This window comes from Stenotrophomonas sp. MH181796 (assembly GCF_009659995.1).
Classification (GTDB): domain Bacteria; phylum Pseudomonadota; class Gammaproteobacteria; order Xanthomonadales; family Xanthomonadaceae; genus Stenotrophomonas; species Stenotrophomonas riyadhensis.
This window is the reverse complement of the sequence record NZ_RAHU01000004.1, coordinates 131,008-146,413: the sequence shown is the minus strand read 5'-3', so window position 1 is coordinate 146,413 and position 15,406 is coordinate 131,008. Positions and strand designations below refer to the sequence as shown.

General features: G+C 67.7%; 16 protein-coding genes. 2 read left to right on the top strand and 14 right to left on the bottom strand.

What is annotated here, in order from left to right; genetic code table 11:
* From tolQ to aspS, 11 genes are all read right to left on the bottom strand, one after another.
* Complete coding sequence (tolQ, locus tag D5301_RS10995) at positions 1-780, bottom strand: protein TolQ (protein WP_006438802.1); 780 nt, start codon at positions 778-780, stop codon at positions 1-3.
* A 10-nt stretch (positions 781-790) separates the two neighbouring features.
* Positions 791-1,222 (bottom strand): tol-pal system-associated acyl-CoA thioesterase, encoded by a 432-nt coding sequence (gene ybgC, locus D5301_RS10990; RefSeq protein WP_049400779.1) that lies wholly within the window; start codon positions 1,220-1,222, stop codon positions 791-793.
* Positions 1,212-2,252 (bottom strand): Holliday junction branch migration DNA helicase RuvB, encoded by a 1,041-nt coding sequence (ruvB, locus tag D5301_RS10985; RefSeq protein ID WP_110713297.1) that lies wholly within the window; start codon positions 2,250-2,252, stop codon positions 1,212-1,214. Before ruvB ends, ybgC begins: the two co-directional genes overlap by 11 nt.
* 737 nt (positions 2,253-2,989) lie before the next feature.
* Positions 2,990-4,840, bottom strand: coding sequence for a potassium transporter Kup (locus tag D5301_RS10980; RefSeq protein WP_176510699.1), 1,851 nt, complete (start codon positions 4,838-4,840; stop codon positions 2,990-2,992).
* Positions 4,841-4,958: 118 nt separating this feature from the next.
* A complete protein-coding gene (gene ruvA, locus D5301_RS10975) occupies positions 4,959-5,552 on the bottom strand; it encodes a Holliday junction branch migration protein RuvA (RefSeq protein WP_005410756.1) in 594 nt (197 codons plus the stop codon).
* Between the two features lie 13 nt (positions 5,553-5,565).
* Positions 5,566-6,087, bottom strand: a complete 522-nt coding sequence (gene ruvC, locus D5301_RS10970) for a crossover junction endodeoxyribonuclease RuvC (protein WP_088026882.1) — start codon at positions 6,085-6,087, stop codon at positions 5,566-5,568.
* A gap of 105 nt (positions 6,088-6,192) precedes the next feature.
* Entirely contained in the window at positions 6,193-6,924 is a 732-nt protein-coding gene (locus tag D5301_RS10965; protein WP_110713298.1) for a YebC/PmpR family DNA-binding transcriptional regulator, read from the bottom strand.
* A gap of 176 nt (positions 6,925-7,100) precedes the next feature.
* On the bottom strand, positions 7,101-7,733 hold the full coding sequence (locus tag D5301_RS10960; RefSeq protein ID WP_110713300.1) for an alpha/beta fold hydrolase: 633 nt from the start codon (positions 7,731-7,733) through the stop codon (positions 7,101-7,103).
* A gap of 75 nt (positions 7,734-7,808) precedes the next feature.
* Positions 7,809-8,330, bottom strand: coding sequence for a GNAT family N-acetyltransferase (locus tag D5301_RS10955; protein WP_110713301.1), 522 nt, complete (start codon positions 8,328-8,330; stop codon positions 7,809-7,811).
* A gap of 31 nt (positions 8,331-8,361) precedes the next feature.
* On the bottom strand, positions 8,362-8,679 hold the full coding sequence (locus D5301_RS24025; protein ID WP_093999652.1) for a DNA primase: 318 nt from the start codon (positions 8,677-8,679) through the stop codon (positions 8,362-8,364).
* Between the two features lie 16 nt (positions 8,680-8,695).
* Positions 8,696-10,447: an aspartate--tRNA ligase gene (gene aspS / locus D5301_RS10945; RefSeq protein ID WP_153855706.1), complete on the bottom strand. Its 1,752-nt coding sequence runs from the start codon at positions 10,445-10,447 to the stop codon at positions 8,696-8,698.
* 158 nt (positions 10,448-10,605) lie between these two features.
* Here aspS and D5301_RS10940 point away from each other — a divergent pair, with 158 nt between their 5' ends.
* Positions 10,606-11,349, top strand: a complete 744-nt coding sequence (locus D5301_RS10940; RefSeq protein WP_110713305.1) for a DUF3011 domain-containing protein — start codon at positions 10,606-10,608, stop codon at positions 11,347-11,349.
* A gap of 49 nt (positions 11,350-11,398) precedes the next feature.
* Here D5301_RS10940 and D5301_RS10935 read toward each other — a convergent pair whose 3' ends face one another.
* The 3 genes from D5301_RS10935 to blaL2 all read right to left on the bottom strand — a co-directional run bounded on the left by D5301_RS10935 (position 11,399) and on the right by blaL2 (position 14,306).
* Positions 11,399-12,040, bottom strand: a complete 642-nt coding sequence (locus D5301_RS10935; protein WP_153855705.1) for a hypothetical protein — start codon at positions 12,038-12,040, stop codon at positions 11,399-11,401.
* A 53-nt stretch (positions 12,041-12,093) separates the two neighbouring features.
* Positions 12,094-13,308 (bottom strand): cation:proton antiporter, encoded by a 1,215-nt coding sequence (locus D5301_RS10930; RefSeq protein ID WP_153855704.1) that lies wholly within the window; start codon positions 13,306-13,308, stop codon positions 12,094-12,096.
* A gap of 86 nt (positions 13,309-13,394) precedes the next feature.
* Positions 13,395-14,306, bottom strand: a complete 912-nt coding sequence (blaL2, locus tag D5301_RS10925; RefSeq protein ID WP_153855703.1) for a L2 family extended-spectrum class A beta-lactamase — start codon at positions 14,304-14,306, stop codon at positions 13,395-13,397.
* Between the two features lie 175 nt (positions 14,307-14,481).
* On the opposite strand from blaL2, the gene ampR reads away from it, so the two are divergent.
* Positions 14,482-15,348 (top strand): LysR family transcriptional regulator AmpR, encoded by an 867-nt coding sequence (gene ampR, locus D5301_RS10920; protein ID WP_153855702.1) that lies wholly within the window; start codon positions 14,482-14,484, stop codon positions 15,346-15,348.
* Positions 15,349-15,406 lie beyond the last annotated feature (58 nt).

Here is a 15,406-nt window from a genome sequence, read left to right as displayed (position 1 = left end):
TTACTCGTCGCCAGCGCTCTGGCGCTGCAGGATGGAGCTGAACTCTTCGGCGAAGGTCTCGAACCGCACCGACATGCGCTCCACGCGCGTGGTGAAGCGGTTGTAGGCCCACACCGCCGGGATCGCCACGAACAGACCGATGGCGGTGGCGAACAGCGCTTCGGAGATGCCCGGCGCAACGGCGGCGATGCCCGCCTGCGCGCCACTGCTGATCATGTCGTGCATGGTCACCATGATGCCGAACACGGTACCGACCAGACCCACGTACGGCGCGGTCGAGCCGATGTTGGCCAGCAGTTCCAGGTTGCGCTCGAGCTGGTCCACTTCGCGGGTGTAGGTGGTGCGCATGGCACGCTGTGCGCCTTCCAGCTGCGCGCGGCCATCCAGACGGCGCTTGTCGCGCAGGCGGGTGTACTCGCGGAAGCCTGCTTCGAAGATCGCTTCCAGGCCGCCGACGTTGCGGCTGCGGTCGGTGGCCGAGCTGTACAGCTTGCCCAGGTCGGCGCCGGACCAGAAGCGGTTCTCGAACTCGTCGGCTTCACGGGTGGCCTGCTTGAACACGCGGGCCTTGCGGAAAATGATCACCCAGCTGACGAACGAGCCGACCAGCAGCAGCAGCACGATGATCTTCACCGGCAGGCTGGCCTTGGCCATCAGTTCGAGGTAGTTGATGCCGCCGCCGGTGGTGGCCTGGGCAAGGGTCTGTGTCGCGGCGTTGCTGACGTCGGCCGGCAGTGCCTCGGTGACCGTGGCCTGCAGGGCCAGGAGCGTTGCGATCATCCGTTGTTCCTCAGTGTTCGGATTCGGGGTGGAGGTGGGGTTGCAGCACGGCAAGGACGGCCTCGTCCATGCCACGCGGGCGGAAACTGGCCGCTTCCAGTGCGGCGATGCGGACCTGCGCCGACAGCAGCAGTTCGCCGTCGCGCAGGATCTGCTGGTCGAAGACCATGCTGGCCTTCTTCAGCTGGACCAGGCGGGCGCTCACCTGCAGGGTGTCATCCAGCCGCGCCGGCTTGATGAAATCCATCTGCATCGAGCGCACCGCGAAGACCATCCCGTGCTCGGCGCGCATGCGCTCCTGGCCGTAGCCCAGCGCTCGCATCCATTCGGTCCGGGCCCGTTCCATGAAGGCCACGTAGCGGGCGTGGTAGACCACGCCACCTGCGTCGGTATCTTCCCAGTAAATGCGTGTCGGCCAACTGAATCGGGGCTCAACCGGCATCGGGAACCTCCGCGAACAGGTCCTGCGGCGGGTTCTTCGGCTTCAGGCCCATGTGCCGGTAGGCCTTGTGGGTGGCCATGCGGCCACGCGCGGTGCGCACCAGGAAGCCCTGCTGGATCAGGTAGGGCTCGACCACGTCTTCCAGCGTGCCGCGCTCTTCGGACAGCGCCGCCGCCAGCGATTCGATGCCGACCGGGCCGCCATCGAAGTAGTCGACCATGGTCTTGAGCAGGCGCCGGTCAAGCTCGTCGAAGCCCTCCGGGTCGACCTTCAGCATCTTCATCGCGGCCTGGGCCACGGCCTCGTCGATGTGGCCGCCGGCCTTGACCTGCGCGTAGTCGCGCACGCGCCGCAGCAGGCGGTTGGCGATACGCGGGGTGCCACGCGCGCGGCGTGCGATCTCGCCGGCGCCATCGGCGGTGCAGTCGATGGCCAGGATGGCTGCCGAGCGGCGCACGATCCGGGTCAGCTCCTCGACGCTGTAGAACTCCAGGCGCTGGACGATGCCGAAGCGATCGCGCAGCGGCGCGGTCAGCAGGCCGGCCCGGGTGGTGGCACCGATCAGGGTGAACGGCGGCAGGTCGATCTTGATCGAGCGGGCGGCGGGGCCCTCGCCGATCATGATGTCGATCTGGAAATCTTCCATCGCCGGATACAACACTTCTTCCACCACCGGCGACAGGCGATGGATCTCGTCGATGAACAGCACATCGTGCGGCTGCAGGTTGGTCAGCAGCGCGGCGAGGTCGCCGGCCTTCTCGATCACCGGGCCGGAGGTCACCCGCAGGGCCACGCCCAGTTCGTTGGCGATGACATGGCTGAGGGTGGTCTTGCCCAGGCCGGGCGGCCCGAAGATCAGCACATGGTCGAGCGCGTCGCCGCGCCCCTTGGCCGCCTGGATGTAGATCTCCATCTGCTCGCGCACCGGCACCTGGCCGAGGTAGTCGGCAAGGCGCTTGGGGCGGATGCTGGCGTCGGCGGCGTCATCCTCGCGGGTGGCGCCGGCGCCGATGATGCGGTCGTCGGTCATGTGCTGATTATGCGGCAAAAGCGCGGGTTTCGGCCGGGCTGCGCCCGGCACCCGCAGAAGCAACTGCAACGGCCAAAGCAACAGCCAAAGCTGAGTTCCTGGGGAATGGCGGGGTGGGTCCGGTTGCGGGGGACGCTGCAAGTACGTCCATGTAAGCTCGGTCGCCGCATCCATGCGGCTCACGCCCCCGCAACCGGACCCACCCCGCCTTCGACAGAGTCCTGCGATCTGTCGGGCTGACATGGGCTGCTCTTGGTGGGTGTCGACCTTGGTCGACACGGTAGATCCACACCGTGCGTGGATGGACCTGAGAAGTCGAGTGGTCTCCGCAAGTGGAGCCCCCTTGTTGTTCAAGGGGGCGCGCCGACAGGCGGGGGGATAAGGTGGAATGCGCGGAACGCCGGCGCCCAAGGTGCCTGCGTTTCAAGGGGGCGCGCCGACAAGCGCGGGGATAAGGTGGAATGCGCGGAACGCCGGCGCCCAAGGTGCCTGCGTTTCAAGGGGGCGCGCCGACAGGCGGGGGGATAAGGTGGAATGCGCGGAACGCCGGCGCCCAAGGTGCCTGCGTTTCAAGGGGGCGCGCCGACAAGCGCGGGGATAAGGTGGAATGCGCGGAACGCCGGCGCCCAAGGCGCCTGCGTTTCAAGGGGGCGCGCCGACAGGCGCGGGGACAAGGTGGAATGCGTGCGGGGCCCACGGTTTGCGCAGCAAATCGTGGGACGTAGCGCAGGTGGGGATTAAATCTCCACCTGCGCGCCCAGTTCCACGAGGCGGTTGCCCGGAATCCGGAAGAAGCCGGTGGCCGGGGCGGCGTTGCGATGCATCAGCGCGAACAGCTTGTCGCGCCAGATCGGCATGCCACGGTTGGCGGTGGCGACGATGGTTTCGCGGCTGGCGAAGAAGGTGGTGTCCATCGGGTCGAAGTAGATACCGCCGTGGTCGCAGGAACGCATCAGCGCCAGCGGCACGTCCGGGGTCTCCATGAAACCGAAGCGCACGTAGACGCGGTAGAACTCGTCACCCACCGATTCGATCTTCAGCCGCTGCCCTTCCATCGCATAGGGAATGGGCAGGGTTTCCACGTGCAGGAACACGTTGCGCTCGTGCAGCACCTTGTTGTGCTTGAGGTTGTGCATCAGCGCGTGCGGGGCCACGGTCGGGTCGGCGGTGAGGAACACCGCGGTGCCCGGCACGCGTACCGGCGGTGCCAGCATCAGGCCCGGCAGGAAGGTGTCCAGGCGGATGCCGTCCTTGCGGATCTCATCACGCAGCAACTCGCGGCCACGGCGCCAGGTGCGCATCATGGTGAACAGGAAGATGCCCAGCACCACCGGGAACCAGGCGCCCTGCAGCAGCTTGGCACCGTTGGCGATGACGAAGCCGAGGTCGATGATGAAGAACACCACGCACAGCGGCAGGATCCACTTGCGCGCCTTCGGCCACAGCGATCGCGCCACCAGGGCCAGCAGCAGGGTGTCGATCAGCATGGTGGCCGACACCGAGATGCCGTAGGCCACGGCCAGGTTGGAGGAGCTGCGGAAGGCCAGCACCAGGCCGATCACCATCACCGCGATGCCCCAGTTGATGCCCGGGATGTAGATCTGGCCGATGGTGTCGTGCGAGGTGTGCTTGATCCGCATGCGCGGGATGTAACCCAGCTGCATGGCCTGGCGCGAGACCGAGAACGCACCGGTGATGACCGACTGCGACGCGATCACCGCCGCCATCGTGGCCAGGATGATCATCGGGTACAGCGCCCACGGCGGTACTGCCTCGAAGAACGGGTTCTTCAGCGCCTCGGGGTGGTTGAGCACCAGTGCGCCCTGCCCCAGGTAGTTCAGCACCAGGCACGGCAGCACGAAGAAATACCAGGCGTGGCGGATGGGTTTGGCACCGAAGTGGCCCATGTCGGCGTACAGCGCCTCACCACCGGTCACGGCCAGTACCACCGCACCGAGGATGAAGATACCGTGCCAGCTGTGCTCCATGAAGAAGCGGATCGCCCACCACGGGTTGAAGGCCTTCAACACTTCCGGCGCGTCGACGATGTTGTAGATGCCGATCGCGGCCAACGAGATGAACCAGACCGAGGTGATCGGGCCGAACGCCTTGCCGATCTTCTCGGTGCCGAAGCGCTGCGCGGCGAACACCGCCAGCAGCACGACTACGGTGATCGGCACGATGAAGGCATGCAGGCCGGGCGCGGCCACCTCCAGGCCCTCGACCGCGCCAAGCACGGAGATCGCCGGGGTAATCACGCCATCACCGAAGAACAGCGAGGCACCGAAGATGCCGAGGATGCCGACCACATAGGCCGAGCGCGACCCGTTGCGCAGCGTGCGCTGGGTCAGCGCCATCAGCGCCATGATGCCGCCCTCGCCGTCGTTGTCGGCGCGCATGATGATGGTCACGTACTTCAGCGTGACCACGATGTTCAGCGCCCAGAACGCCAGCGACAGCACGCCCAGCACGGTGTCGTGGTCACTGTTGAGCCCGTAGTGCGGCGAGAACGCCTCCTTCAGGGTGTACAGCGGGCTGGTACCGATATCGCCGAAGACCACGCCGATCGCACCGATGATCAGCGCCATGCCTCCGGCTGGAGGGGCGTGACCGTGGCCGCCGGGGGCGGCTGTGTGCGGGGTTTGACTGCTGGACATGGGACTCCTGGCGAAGCTCAGGCGGTAGGTTGGGGGAAAGGGACGCGGCTCAGCGCAGCGCGGACTGCAGCGCCTTGCGGATCACGGTGGCCACTTCGTCGCCTTCATTGAAGGCATCGCGGGCCATGCGTGCGGCTTCGGCCGGCTTGTAGCCCAGCTGCTGCAGGGCCACGGTGGCATCGGACAGCGGATCGGCCGGGGCCGGGCCGCTGCCGGTGGGCAGCGCGCCGCCGGCACCGAACTGGGCCGCGCGGTCACGCAGCTCCAGCACCATGCGCTCGGCGGTCTTCTTGCCGATGCCCGGAATGCGGGTCAGCGCGGTGATGTCACCAGCCTGGACCATGCGCGCGAACTCCTCGACAGTGACGCCGGACAGCACGGCCAGCGCGATCTTCGCGCCGATGCCACTGACCTTCTGCACGTCGCGGAACAGGCGCCGCTCACCTTCGCGCAGGAAGCCGTACAGCGAAACGCTGTCTTCCTTCTGCGAGTAATGGGTGTACAGGGTGACCTCGCGGCCAAGCTCGGGCAGGTCGTAGAAGGTGCTCATCGGCGCCTCCAGTTCGTAGCCCACTCCGTTCACGTCCACCACCAGCCACGGCGGCGCCTTGTAGGCGACGATGCCGCGCAGTCGACCGATCATTGCGTGCAGCTCCTCATTTGCGGCCCCACGCCTGGCGGGCACTGAGCCCCAGGCGGTTGGCCGTCGCCCTTACGTGGGCATGGGTGATCGCCACCGCCAACGCGTCGGCCGCGTCGGCCTGCAGCTTGGTTTTCAGGTTGAGCATGAGCCCGACCATGTGTTGAACCTGTTGCTTTTCGGCACCACCGCGCCCGACCACCGCCAGCTTGATCTCGCTGGCGGCGTATTCGTGCACCGGCAGGTCGCGCAGCACCACGGCGGAGATCGCCGCGCCACGGGCCTGGCCCAGCTTCAATGCCGAATCGGGATTGCGCGCCATGAACACCTTTTCGATGGCCACTTCGTTCGGCTGGTATTCCCGGCACAGGTCGGCCAGGCCCAGCACCAGCAGCTTCATGCGCTGCGGGAAATCGTCGGCGCCCAGCAACACCAGTGGCTGGTGGTGCACGTGGCTGACCTTGCCGGTGGCGTCAACATCGATGATGCCGACCCCGGTCCGCTGCGAACCGGGGTCGATGCCGAGAATGCGGGTCATGCTGCACTCCTGGCGGGGAGGAACGGAATGCGCTGGCAGGCGTATGGGCTCATGACTGTCCGCGGTGACCGTTCAACGGCCCGCGCCCAGGCCGTCGAAGACGGCTCAGGCGTAGGCGTCGGCGCCGAGTTCGGCGTTGGAATACACGTCCTGCACGTCGTCCAGGTCTTCAAGCATGTCCAGCAGCTTCTTGACCTGCAGGGCGACCTCGCCCTCGACCTTGATGTCGTTGTCCGCGCGGAAGGTGATCTCGGCGTGGTCGGCGACATGGCCAGCGGCGGCCATCGCATCCTTGACCGCGTTGAACGCGTCAGGGCTGGTGACCACGTCGATCGAACCGTCATCCGGATAGACCACGATGTCATCGGCGCCGGCGTCGATAGCGGCCTCGGTGATGGCTTCCTCATCGGCGCCCGGGGCGAAGCTGAGCACGCCCAGGCGCTTGAACATGAAGGCCACCGAGCCTTCGGTGCCCATGTTGCCACCGCACTTGCTGAACGCATGGCGGACATCGGCCACGGTGCGCACGCGGTTGTCGGTCAGGCAATCGACGATCACGGCCACGCCACCCGGAGCGTAGCCCTCGTAGCGGATTTCCTCGTAGTCGACGCCTTCCAGTTCACCGGTGGCCTTCTTGATGGCGCGCTCGATCACGTCCTTGGACATGTTCACGGCCAGGCCCTTGTCCACGGCCACGCGCAGGCGCGGGTTGTTGTTGGGGTCGCCTCCACCGCCGCGCGCGGCAACGCCGATCTCGCGGATGATCTTGGTGAAAATCTTGCCGCGCTTCGCGTCGGACGCGTTCTTGCGGGCTTCGATGGAGGGGCCTCTACCCATGGGTGCTACCGTCTGGCTGCTTCAGGATCAAGGCGCGGATTCTACCTGATCGGGCGCTGCAACCGTGTCTAGGCCCGTATTGTTGTAGAGCCGAGCCGATGCTCGGCTCAGCGGCGCCTGACCGGACAGCAGCCGAGCGTGGGCTCGACTCTACAGAACGGTCCCACTGCCGGGCCTTACGCAGCGGCGGCGTCGCGGCTGTGGTCGAACTGGCCGTGGCGCAGGAAATGCGCGGTCTGCCGCGCGGCGTCGGGCGACACCACCAGACCGCTGTGGCTGGTACGCACCACGCAATGGTCGGCCAGGCCCGGCAGGCGGGTCTCGGCCAGGGCCACGGTGCCGTCGGAGGCATCGTCGATGGCGCCCAGCAGGCTGCCCAGCCCGTGCGGCACTGAACCGGCGATCAGGCCGACCTCGGCCTTGCCCCGCCAGTCCGGCAGGCCATCCAGCAGCAGCTCGCTGCTGCGCCCCAGCGCCAGGCCCCAGCCGTGATCGGACAACGAGCGCGCGGTACCGCTGCCGCGCAGCGGCGAGCCCAGACAGACCACGCGCTGCACCGGCAGCTGCGGATTGCGGCGCAGCGCTTCCAGCGCCAGCAGGCCTCCCAGGCTGTGGCCGACCAGCGACAACGGCCCGGCATCGGCCAGCCGCTCCAGCAGCTGCGGCACCGCCACGTCGGGGCCACCGAAGACCGAGGAGTAACCGAATGCGTGCACCTGGAAACCGCGCGCGCGCAGACGCCAGGCCAGCGGCCCGACCCAGGCACGGGCATTCCAGATGCCATGCAGCAGCAATACGGGGGGAGTCATGCAAACAGCCTGGCGGTCAGCGGGGCAGGAACGTACGGTGATTGAACACGCGCGCGCAGCAAGCGGCGGTGAACGTCAGGCTGCGCGCGGTGCGCGGCGCAGGATGAATTCAAGATCGTGGGTGTCGCCGACCGGGAACAGGTACTCGCCCGCCTTCTCGAATCCATAGCGGGCGTAGAAGCGCTGTGCGCCGAAGTTCTCCGACCACACGCCCAGCCACAGCGTGCGTGGGCCTTCGTGTTCCAGCCAGGCCAGCGCGGTTTCCAGCAGGCGGCTGCCCCAGCCGCAGCTCTGCTGGGTCTTGACCAGGTACAGGCGCTTGAGTTCGCCGTCACCGGGTTTCACATCCGGATGCGGCAGGCCACAGGGGCCGGCGGCGGCGTGGCCGACCGCCTCCCCATCCAGCTCCAGCAGCCACACCGCGTAATCCGGGTGGGCCAGGATCACGCGCTGGCGCTCGACCGTGTAGGCCTCCTCGAGGAAGGCCTGCAGGTCCTGCGGCGGATACAGATGGCCGAAGGTTTCGGTGAACGTGCGGGCGGCCAGCGCCGACAGGGTCGGCGCGTCGTCCACGGTAGCGCGGCGGATCGAATACATGCAGGAAGTTGACGTCAGGGCGAAGCGCGGGTCAAGCCTTTTCAGACGATTCCGCTTCTTCCTCGTCCTCTTCCTCGTATTCCTCTTCGTCTTCGTCCTCTTCTTCCTCGCCTTCCTCGTCCTCGTCGTACTCTTCCTCTTCGTCGTCTTCGTAATCCTCGACGCCGAAGTCTTCACCGTCCCAACGGCCTTCGCCGTCGGCGACGAAGGTCAGGGCCATCGCCGCCGGGTTGGTACCGACGCGGACCAGCCAACCCCCGAACACGCGTGCACGCTCGGTGACCAGGGTGGCCTCGGAGCCTTCATTGCCCAGCTTTTCCCACTCCAGCGAAAACGCAAACTCGGTCATTGCCTGGATCTCCTGATCAGTTGGTCTTGGGGCGAACCTGGATGTGCACTTCGGCCAGCTGCGCGTCGACGATCGGCGACGGCGCGTCGGTCATCAGATCCTGTGCACCGGTGGTCTTCGGGAACGGGATGACGTCGCGGATCGACTCGGTGCCGGCCATCAGCGCGGCGATGCGGTCGATGCCGAAGGCGATGCCACCGTGCGGCGGCGCGCCGTAGTTCAGCGCGTCGAGCAGGAAGCCGAACTTGGCACGGGCTTCTTCGGCGCCGATGCCGAGCAGCTCGAATACCGCGCTCTGCATGTCCGGACGGTGGATACGGATGGAACCGCCGCCGATTTCATTGCCGTTGAGCACCATGTCGTAGCCGCGCGAGACGGCGGTACGGGCGTTGGCGCGCAGGTCGGCGATGTCGTCCACGGCCGGTGCGGTGAAGGGGTGATGCAGGGCGACGTAGCGCTGTTCTTCCTCGTCCCACTCGAACATCGGGAAATCGGTGACCCACAGCGGCGCCCAACCGTCGGCGACCAGGCCGAAGTCCTTGCCGGCCTTCAGGCGCAGCGCGCCCATGAAGTCGGAGACCTTGTTGTAGCCACCGGCGCCGAAGAACACGATGTCGCCGTTGCCGGCGCCGACGTGGGCGACCAGCGCAGCGAAGGCGGCTTCGCTGAAGAACTTCTGGATCGGCGAGCTGATCTCGCCGTTGTCGGCGATCTTGATGTAGGCCAGGCCCTTGGCGCCGTACTTGGCGGCATGCGCGGCGTACTCGTCGATCTGCTTGCGGCTCAGCGACGCACCGCCCGGGATGCGCAGCGCGGCGACGCGGCCATCGGCATCATTGGCCGGGCCGGTGAACACCGGGAACTCGCTGTCCTTGACCAGCTCGGCGACGTCGACCAGCTCCAGCGCGATGCGCAGGTCCGGCTTGTCCGAACCGTAGCGACGCATCGCCTCGGCCCAGGTCATGCGCGGGAAGCTGGCGTCCAGCTGGACGTCGACCACTTCCTTGAAGATGGCACGGATCATGTCCTCGACGAAGTCCTGCACGTCGCGCTCGCGGACGAAGGCGAATTCCATGTCCAGCTGGGTGAATTCCAGCTGGCGGTCGGCACGCAGGGCCTCGTCGCGGAAGCAGCGCGCGATCTGGTAGTAGCGGTCGAAGCCGGCCACCATCAGGATCTGCTTGAACAGCTGCGGGCTCTGCGGCAGGGCGTAGAACTCGCCCGGATGCATGCGCGCCGGCACCAGGAAATCGCGCGCGCCTTCCGGGGTGGCCTTGGTCAGGATCGGGGTCTCGATGTCCTGGAAGCCCTTTTCGTCCAGATGGCGGCGCAGGGCCTGCACCAGCTTGATGCGGGTGCGCTGCATGCGCTGCATTTCCGGGCGGCGCAGGTCCAGGTAGCGGTACTTCAGGCGGGTTTCCTCGCCCGGATTCTCGTGGGCGTGGAACGGCAGCGGCGCGGCCTTGTTCAGCACGGTGATGGCGGTGGCGATCACTTCCACCTTGCCGGTGCGCATCTTGTCGTTCACCGCGTGGCGGGCACGCACGACGCCTTCCACCTGCAGCACGTCCTCGTAGCCCAGCGACGCGGCCACGGCGAACACTTCGGCGTTGTCGACTTCCACGGTCACCTGCACGATGCCTTCATGATCTCGAAGATCGATGAAGCAGACGCCGCCCTGGTTACGGGCCACGTCGGTCCAGCCGGCGAGGGTGACAGTCTGGCCAATCAGGGTCTCATCGACCAGGCCGCAGAAGTGGGTACGCATGGGGGGAAGCTCCGCTGGAGAACGCCGGCACCGGATGGGGGCCGGAAAGCCTCGTATTCTGCGGCCGAGGCCCCGGCCGGGGCAAATCCGGCCAGTCACACCGGCTTGATCGCCCCCCTCCCTATAGTCGGGCACCTGCCACCGTATGGGATGCCGCCATGAAACCGCTGTCCCTGGCCAGCCTGGCCCTGACCCTCGCCCTGGGTGCACTGGGCACCCTTGCCCTGCCCGCCCCTTCCGCGCATGCGCAGAGCGGGGTGGTCCGCTGTGAAAGCCAGAACAACCGCGAACGGGTCTGCAACACCGGCTGGCGCAATGCGCAGCTGGTCCGCCAGTTGTCCGGCAGCGCCTGCGACGAAGGCCGCACCTGGGGCAGCCGCAATGGCAGCATCTGGGTCACCAATGGCTGCCGCGCCGAATTCGTCGAGGCCCGCGGTGGCTGGGGCGGCGGCAATGGCGGTGGCTGGGGCGGTAACAACGGCCGCCCCGGCGAGACGATCCGCTGCGAGAGCCAGAACAACCGCGAGCGCAGCTGCCCGGTCGGATGGCGCAATGCCCGCCTGGTCCGCCAGCTGTCCGGCAGCCCCTGCGACGAGGGCCGCACCTGGGGCGTGCGCAATGGCGCGATCTGGGTCAGCGGCGGCTGCCGCGCCGAGTTCGCCGAAACCCGCGGCTGGGGCGGTGGTGGCGGTGGCTGGGGCGGTGGCAACAGCAATTACTCGGTCACCTGCAGCAGCAACAACAACCGCTCGCAGACCTGCGACTGGGATGAGCGCCAGGGCCGCCCGGTGCTGCAGCAGCAGCTGTCCGGCAGTGCCTGCCAGGAAGGCCGCAGCTGGGGCTACTCACGTGGCCAGGTGTGGGTGAGCAACGGCTGCCGCGCGCGCTTCGGCACGCGATGAGTGCAGGGTCGGGGTCAGAGCCCTCCGCAGGAGGGATCCGACCCCGGGATCACGGCGCGGGTGCTGTGTCGTCGCCCCACGGTGCGGGCGGCAGGTCGACCGGGTTGCCCAGGTCGAACTGCACGCGGAAGCGGCGGCCATCCGGGCGGGTCAGCTCGTAGACGAAGGTCTGGTCGGGATCAATCTCCATCGCCCAGGTGTTGTGCGTGGAGGCCAGCATGTCGGCGCGGCGGAACATCGCCACCGAATCGCTGTCGGCCGGGAACTGCTGGCGCTCGGCAGTGCCGGGTGGCGTGCTGTCGCCACCGTACAGGGTGATCGCGTCAGGGCTGCCGTCTTCGTGGCGATGATCGTGCTTCAGGCGCAGGCCGGTTTCCGTGCGGGTCAGCACCCAGGTCCGCGAGTGGTCATCGCCGACATGGAACGGGATGCGCAGCTCGTGCGCCGGATCGGCACAGCCGCGCACGTGCATGACCAGGCGCTGCCCGGCGAACGGATCCTTGCCGGTCGGTGCCGGCGTGTCCTCCACCACCTTGCCGGCATAGGCCTGGCCGCAATGTGCGGCCACGGCAGCCATGAAGGCGTCGGCCGGTGCGGTCGCCAGATCATGGGCGACCGTATCGGAGCGCTGCGAACACGCAGCAAGGCTGAGCAGGAGGGCGGAAGCGGTGACAACGGCAGGCAGTTTCATGCCCCAACCCTAACGGCCATGGCCGACGGGCGCAAACCGCGTGCGGCAACCGCTCAGCGTTTGGCGATGTGCGGTTCCGGCAGCGTCTCGGTGGCCGCCACCGGTGCAGCCGCGCCCTCGCCTGCCGGCTCCTGTTCGACCGGATCGACATCGAACGGCGTGCGGAACACCAGCGACGGCAGCAGCGTGGTCAGCGCCGCATACAGCAGCAGCGCGCCGAACAGCACCGCTGGAATCTGGAAGCGCTCGCGCATGATCGCGGCCAGCACCAGGGTGAAGATCAGCGTCGGCGCCAGCGCCAGCGAGACCCGCAGGCTGCTGCGGAAGCTCTCGCCGAACATCACCCGGCGCTGCAGCCAGACCACACCGATGCGCAGCGGCAGCACCACCAGAGTGATCACGATGCCCAGCCCCAGCGCCTCGAAACTGAGTGCTTCGCTGGGCACCTTGGTGCCGGCATTGAAGAAATAGAACGGCACGAAGAACGAGGCGAACAGGCGCAGCGCGTGCAGGTTCTCATGCGAGGCCAGCAGCGGCATGCGCTGGTGCAGCAGGCGCGCGACCAGACCTGCGATGAACGCACCGACCAGGTAGTACACGCCCAGCAGATAGGTGATGTAGGCCGCGACCATGCCCACCATCACCAGCAGCGAGAACTCCGAGCCCGGCGCATGCGGCGCCACCCAGCGGCCCAGCGCGATGAACAGCAGCGGCAGGCCGATCATCATCGCCAGCAGCGCCAGGCTGGACAGCGCCATGTGGCCCGGATCACCCGCCTGCAGCACGATGAACAACGCCGCCAGCGCCAGCAGTTCGCCAGCGATGGCCTTGCTGGTCACCCAGAACCGCTCGTCCTCGCTCAGGCCCAGCCGCGACAGCGAATCCATGATGAAGCCGGTGGACGGCGTCAGCAGCGCCAGCGCCAGCAGGCCGGCGGCCTGCCACGGCAGCCCCGCGTAGCGCCAGGCCAGCCAGCCCACACCGAACAGCGTGCCGGTACGGATCACCAGATGCGCCAGCAGCGGCCACATGCCACGGCGCAGCGCCTGCAGGTCCACTTCCAGGCCGGCGAACAGGAACAGCGAGGAAATGCCCAGCGTGGCCAGCAGACCGATCACCGCGTCGTGCGCCTGGTCGCCCAGCCAGAGCATGCCGATGATGCCGAACAGCAGGCAGGTCAGCGGCGCGGGCAGGCTGAAACGCTGCAGCGCGCGCGGGATCACCAGCAGCGCGAAGATCAGCAGCAGGTAGATCAGTTCATGGCTCATGGGGGACTTCCGTGTGGTTCGAACGCGCGCAGGATGCGCGCGCCGAACCGATCCGGCAAGCCGTTTCTGGATGACTCCCGGTTACCTCATCCGATCAGGCGATCGGCAATGCGCCCCACCTGTGCCAGCACGGTAGCGCGTTGCTCGTAGCTGATCGCACCTGCCTGCAGATATGCCGTCAGCACCCACGGTGCGCCGCCGGCCACGGGCCACAGCACGGCGATGTCGTTGCGCGCGTCCTCGCCGTTGCTGCCGGTCTTGTCACCGACGCGCCAGCGCTTGCCCAGGCCTGCGCGCAGGCAGGCGTCGCCGGTTTCGTTGTCGATCAGCCAATCGGCCAGCTGCTGTCGCGAGGCCGGCTGCAGCACCTCGCCCAGCACCACGCGCTGCAGGGTCGCAGCCATCGCCCCCGGCGTAGTGGTGTCGCGCGGATCGCCCTTGGCAAAGCTGTTCAGCTCCGGCTCCAGGCGATCACTGCGACTCACCGCATCACCGCTGGTGCGCAGGAATGCGGTCACCGCGGGCGGGCCACCGACCACGCCGAACAGCAGGTTGGCGGCGGTATTGTCGCTGGTGATGATCGTGGCACGGCACAGATCGCGCACGGTCATGTCCTTGCCGGCGTGGCGGCGGGTGACCGGCGCGTGCGAGAGAAGATCGGCATCGCGCACCGGCACGCGCGTGTCCAGCAACGCGGGCCTGCGCTCGGCCTGGCTGAGCACGGTGGCGGCCAGCACGCTCTTGAAGGTGCTGCACATCGGGAAACGCTCGTCCTGGCGATGACCGATGCGGCGGCCGCTCGCAGTGTCCAACAGGGTCACGCCGAGGCGGCCGGCACAGGCCTTTTCCAGCGTGGCGAAGTCGGTGGCGGCCGTGAGGGCGGCTTCGGTCGGTGCACTGGCGGTGGTCTTGCCCGCCGCACGGGCCAGCAACGGCAGGGCAAGCGAGGAAGCAACAGCGGCACCACTGAACTGCAGGAATCGGCGACGGGCGAGCATGCGGGGTTCTCCTGGGGACCGCCCGATTATTGAAGCCCCCCCCGGAGCCGACCAGCGCGAAATATCAGCGGAAGCCATGAACTTAATTCATGCCTGTCGTAATCAACTCGTTGAGATTTACGAAATTCCTCGCTGAAGGGTAGGATCAGCCATCACCCTGGCTCACGGCTTCCCGATGCTGCACCCGACCCTGCCGCTGAACGCGCTGCGCGCCTTCGAGGCCGCTGCGCGCCACCAGAACTTCACCCGCGCCGCGCTGGAGCTGTGTGTCAGCCAGGCCGCGCTGAGCCACCAGATCCGCGGGCTGGAGGACCGGCTCGGCATCCGTCTGTTCCATCGCCTGCCGCGCGGCGTGGCGCTCACCGAGGAGGGCGCGGCGCTGTATCCGGTGCTCAATGAATCGTTCGAGCGCATCTCGGCCAGCATCGCGCGCTACACCGGTGGCCCGGCCCGTGAAGTACTGACGTTGGGCGTGGTCGGCACCTTCGCCACCGGTTGGCTGCTGCCACGGCTGGCTGCGTTCGAGGCCGCGCACCCCGACATCGAGCTGCGCCTGCAGACCCACAACAACCGCATCGATCTGGCCGGCGAGGGCCTGGACCTGGCGATCCGCTTCGGTGATGGCGACTGGCAGGGCCAGGCCTGCACAGCGATCCTCGACGCGCCGTTCGCGCCACTCTGCGCGCCGGCGCTGGCGCGGCGGCTGAAACAGCCACGCGACCTGGGCACCCTGCCGCTGCTGCGCTCCTACCGCAGCGACGAGTGGCCGCGCTGGCTGCTGGCGGCAGAAGTGAGTGGCGTGGAAGCCCGCGGGCCGGTGTTCGATTCGTCGTTGACGGTGGCGATGGCCGCGGTCGGCGGTGCCGGCGTGGCGCTGCTGCCGCTGCGCATGTTCGAGCAGGAGCTGGCCGAGGGTCGCCTGCTGCAGCCGTTCAGCACCACGCTGGAGCTGGGGCGCTACTGGCTGACGCGGCTGCGCTCGCGGGCCGAGCGTGAGCCTGCCAAACGCTTCCGCGAGTGGCTGCAGGCGCAGGGCGCGTAGGTAGTGCCGGCCGCTCTGGCCGGCCCCCCCCTTGATCGTCGTGGGCGCATCGCGCTGC

Coding starts and splice junctions, on each gene's coding strand:
- tolQ (WP_006438802.1), bottom strand. CDS start 780: ATGATCGCAACGCTCCTGGCCCTGCAGGCCACGGTCACCGAGGCACTG.
- ybgC (WP_049400779.1), bottom strand. CDS start 1,222: ATGCCGGTTGAGCCCCGATTCAGTTGGCCGACACGCATTTACTGGGAA.
- ruvB (WP_110713297.1), bottom strand. CDS start 2,252: ATGACCGACGACCGCATCATCGGCGCCGGCGCCACCCGCGAGGATGAC.
- D5301_RS10980 (WP_176510699.1), bottom strand. CDS start 4,840: ATGGCGCTGATCATCGGTGCGATCGGCGTGGTCTTCGGCGATATCGGT.
- ruvA (WP_005410756.1), bottom strand. CDS start 5,552: ATGATCGGTCGACTGCGCGGCATCGTCGCCTACAAGGCGCCGCCGTGG.
- ruvC (WP_088026882.1), bottom strand. CDS start 6,087: ATGACCCGCATTCTCGGCATCGACCCCGGTTCGCAGCGGACCGGGGTC.
- D5301_RS10965 (WP_110713298.1), bottom strand. CDS start 6,924: ATGGGTAGAGGCCCCTCCATCGAAGCCCGCAAGAACGCGTCCGACGCG.
- D5301_RS10960 (WP_110713300.1), bottom strand. CDS start 7,733: ATGACTCCCCCCGTATTGCTGCTGCATGGCATCTGGAATGCCCGTGCC.
- D5301_RS10955 (WP_110713301.1), bottom strand. CDS start 8,330: ATGTATTCGATCCGCCGCGCTACCGTGGACGACGCGCCGACCCTGTCG.
- D5301_RS24025 (WP_093999652.1), bottom strand. CDS start 8,679: ATGACCGAGTTTGCGTTTTCGCTGGAGTGGGAAAAGCTGGGCAATGAA.
- aspS (WP_153855706.1), bottom strand. CDS start 10,447: ATGCGTACCCACTTCTGCGGCCTGGTCGATGAGACCCTGATTGGCCAG.
- D5301_RS10940 (WP_110713305.1), top strand. CDS start 10,606: ATGAAACCGCTGTCCCTGGCCAGCCTGGCCCTGACCCTCGCCCTGGGT.
- D5301_RS10935 (WP_153855705.1), bottom strand. CDS start 12,040: ATGAAACTGCCTGCCGTTGTCACCGCTTCCGCCCTCCTGCTCAGCCTT.
- D5301_RS10930 (WP_153855704.1), bottom strand. CDS start 13,308: ATGAGCCATGAACTGATCTACCTGCTGCTGATCTTCGCGCTGCTGGTG.
- blaL2 (WP_153855703.1), bottom strand. CDS start 14,306: ATGCTCGCCCGTCGCCGATTCCTGCAGTTCAGTGGTGCCGCTGTTGCT.
- ampR (WP_153855702.1), top strand. CDS start 14,482: ATGCTGCACCCGACCCTGCCGCTGAACGCGCTGCGCGCCTTCGAGGCC.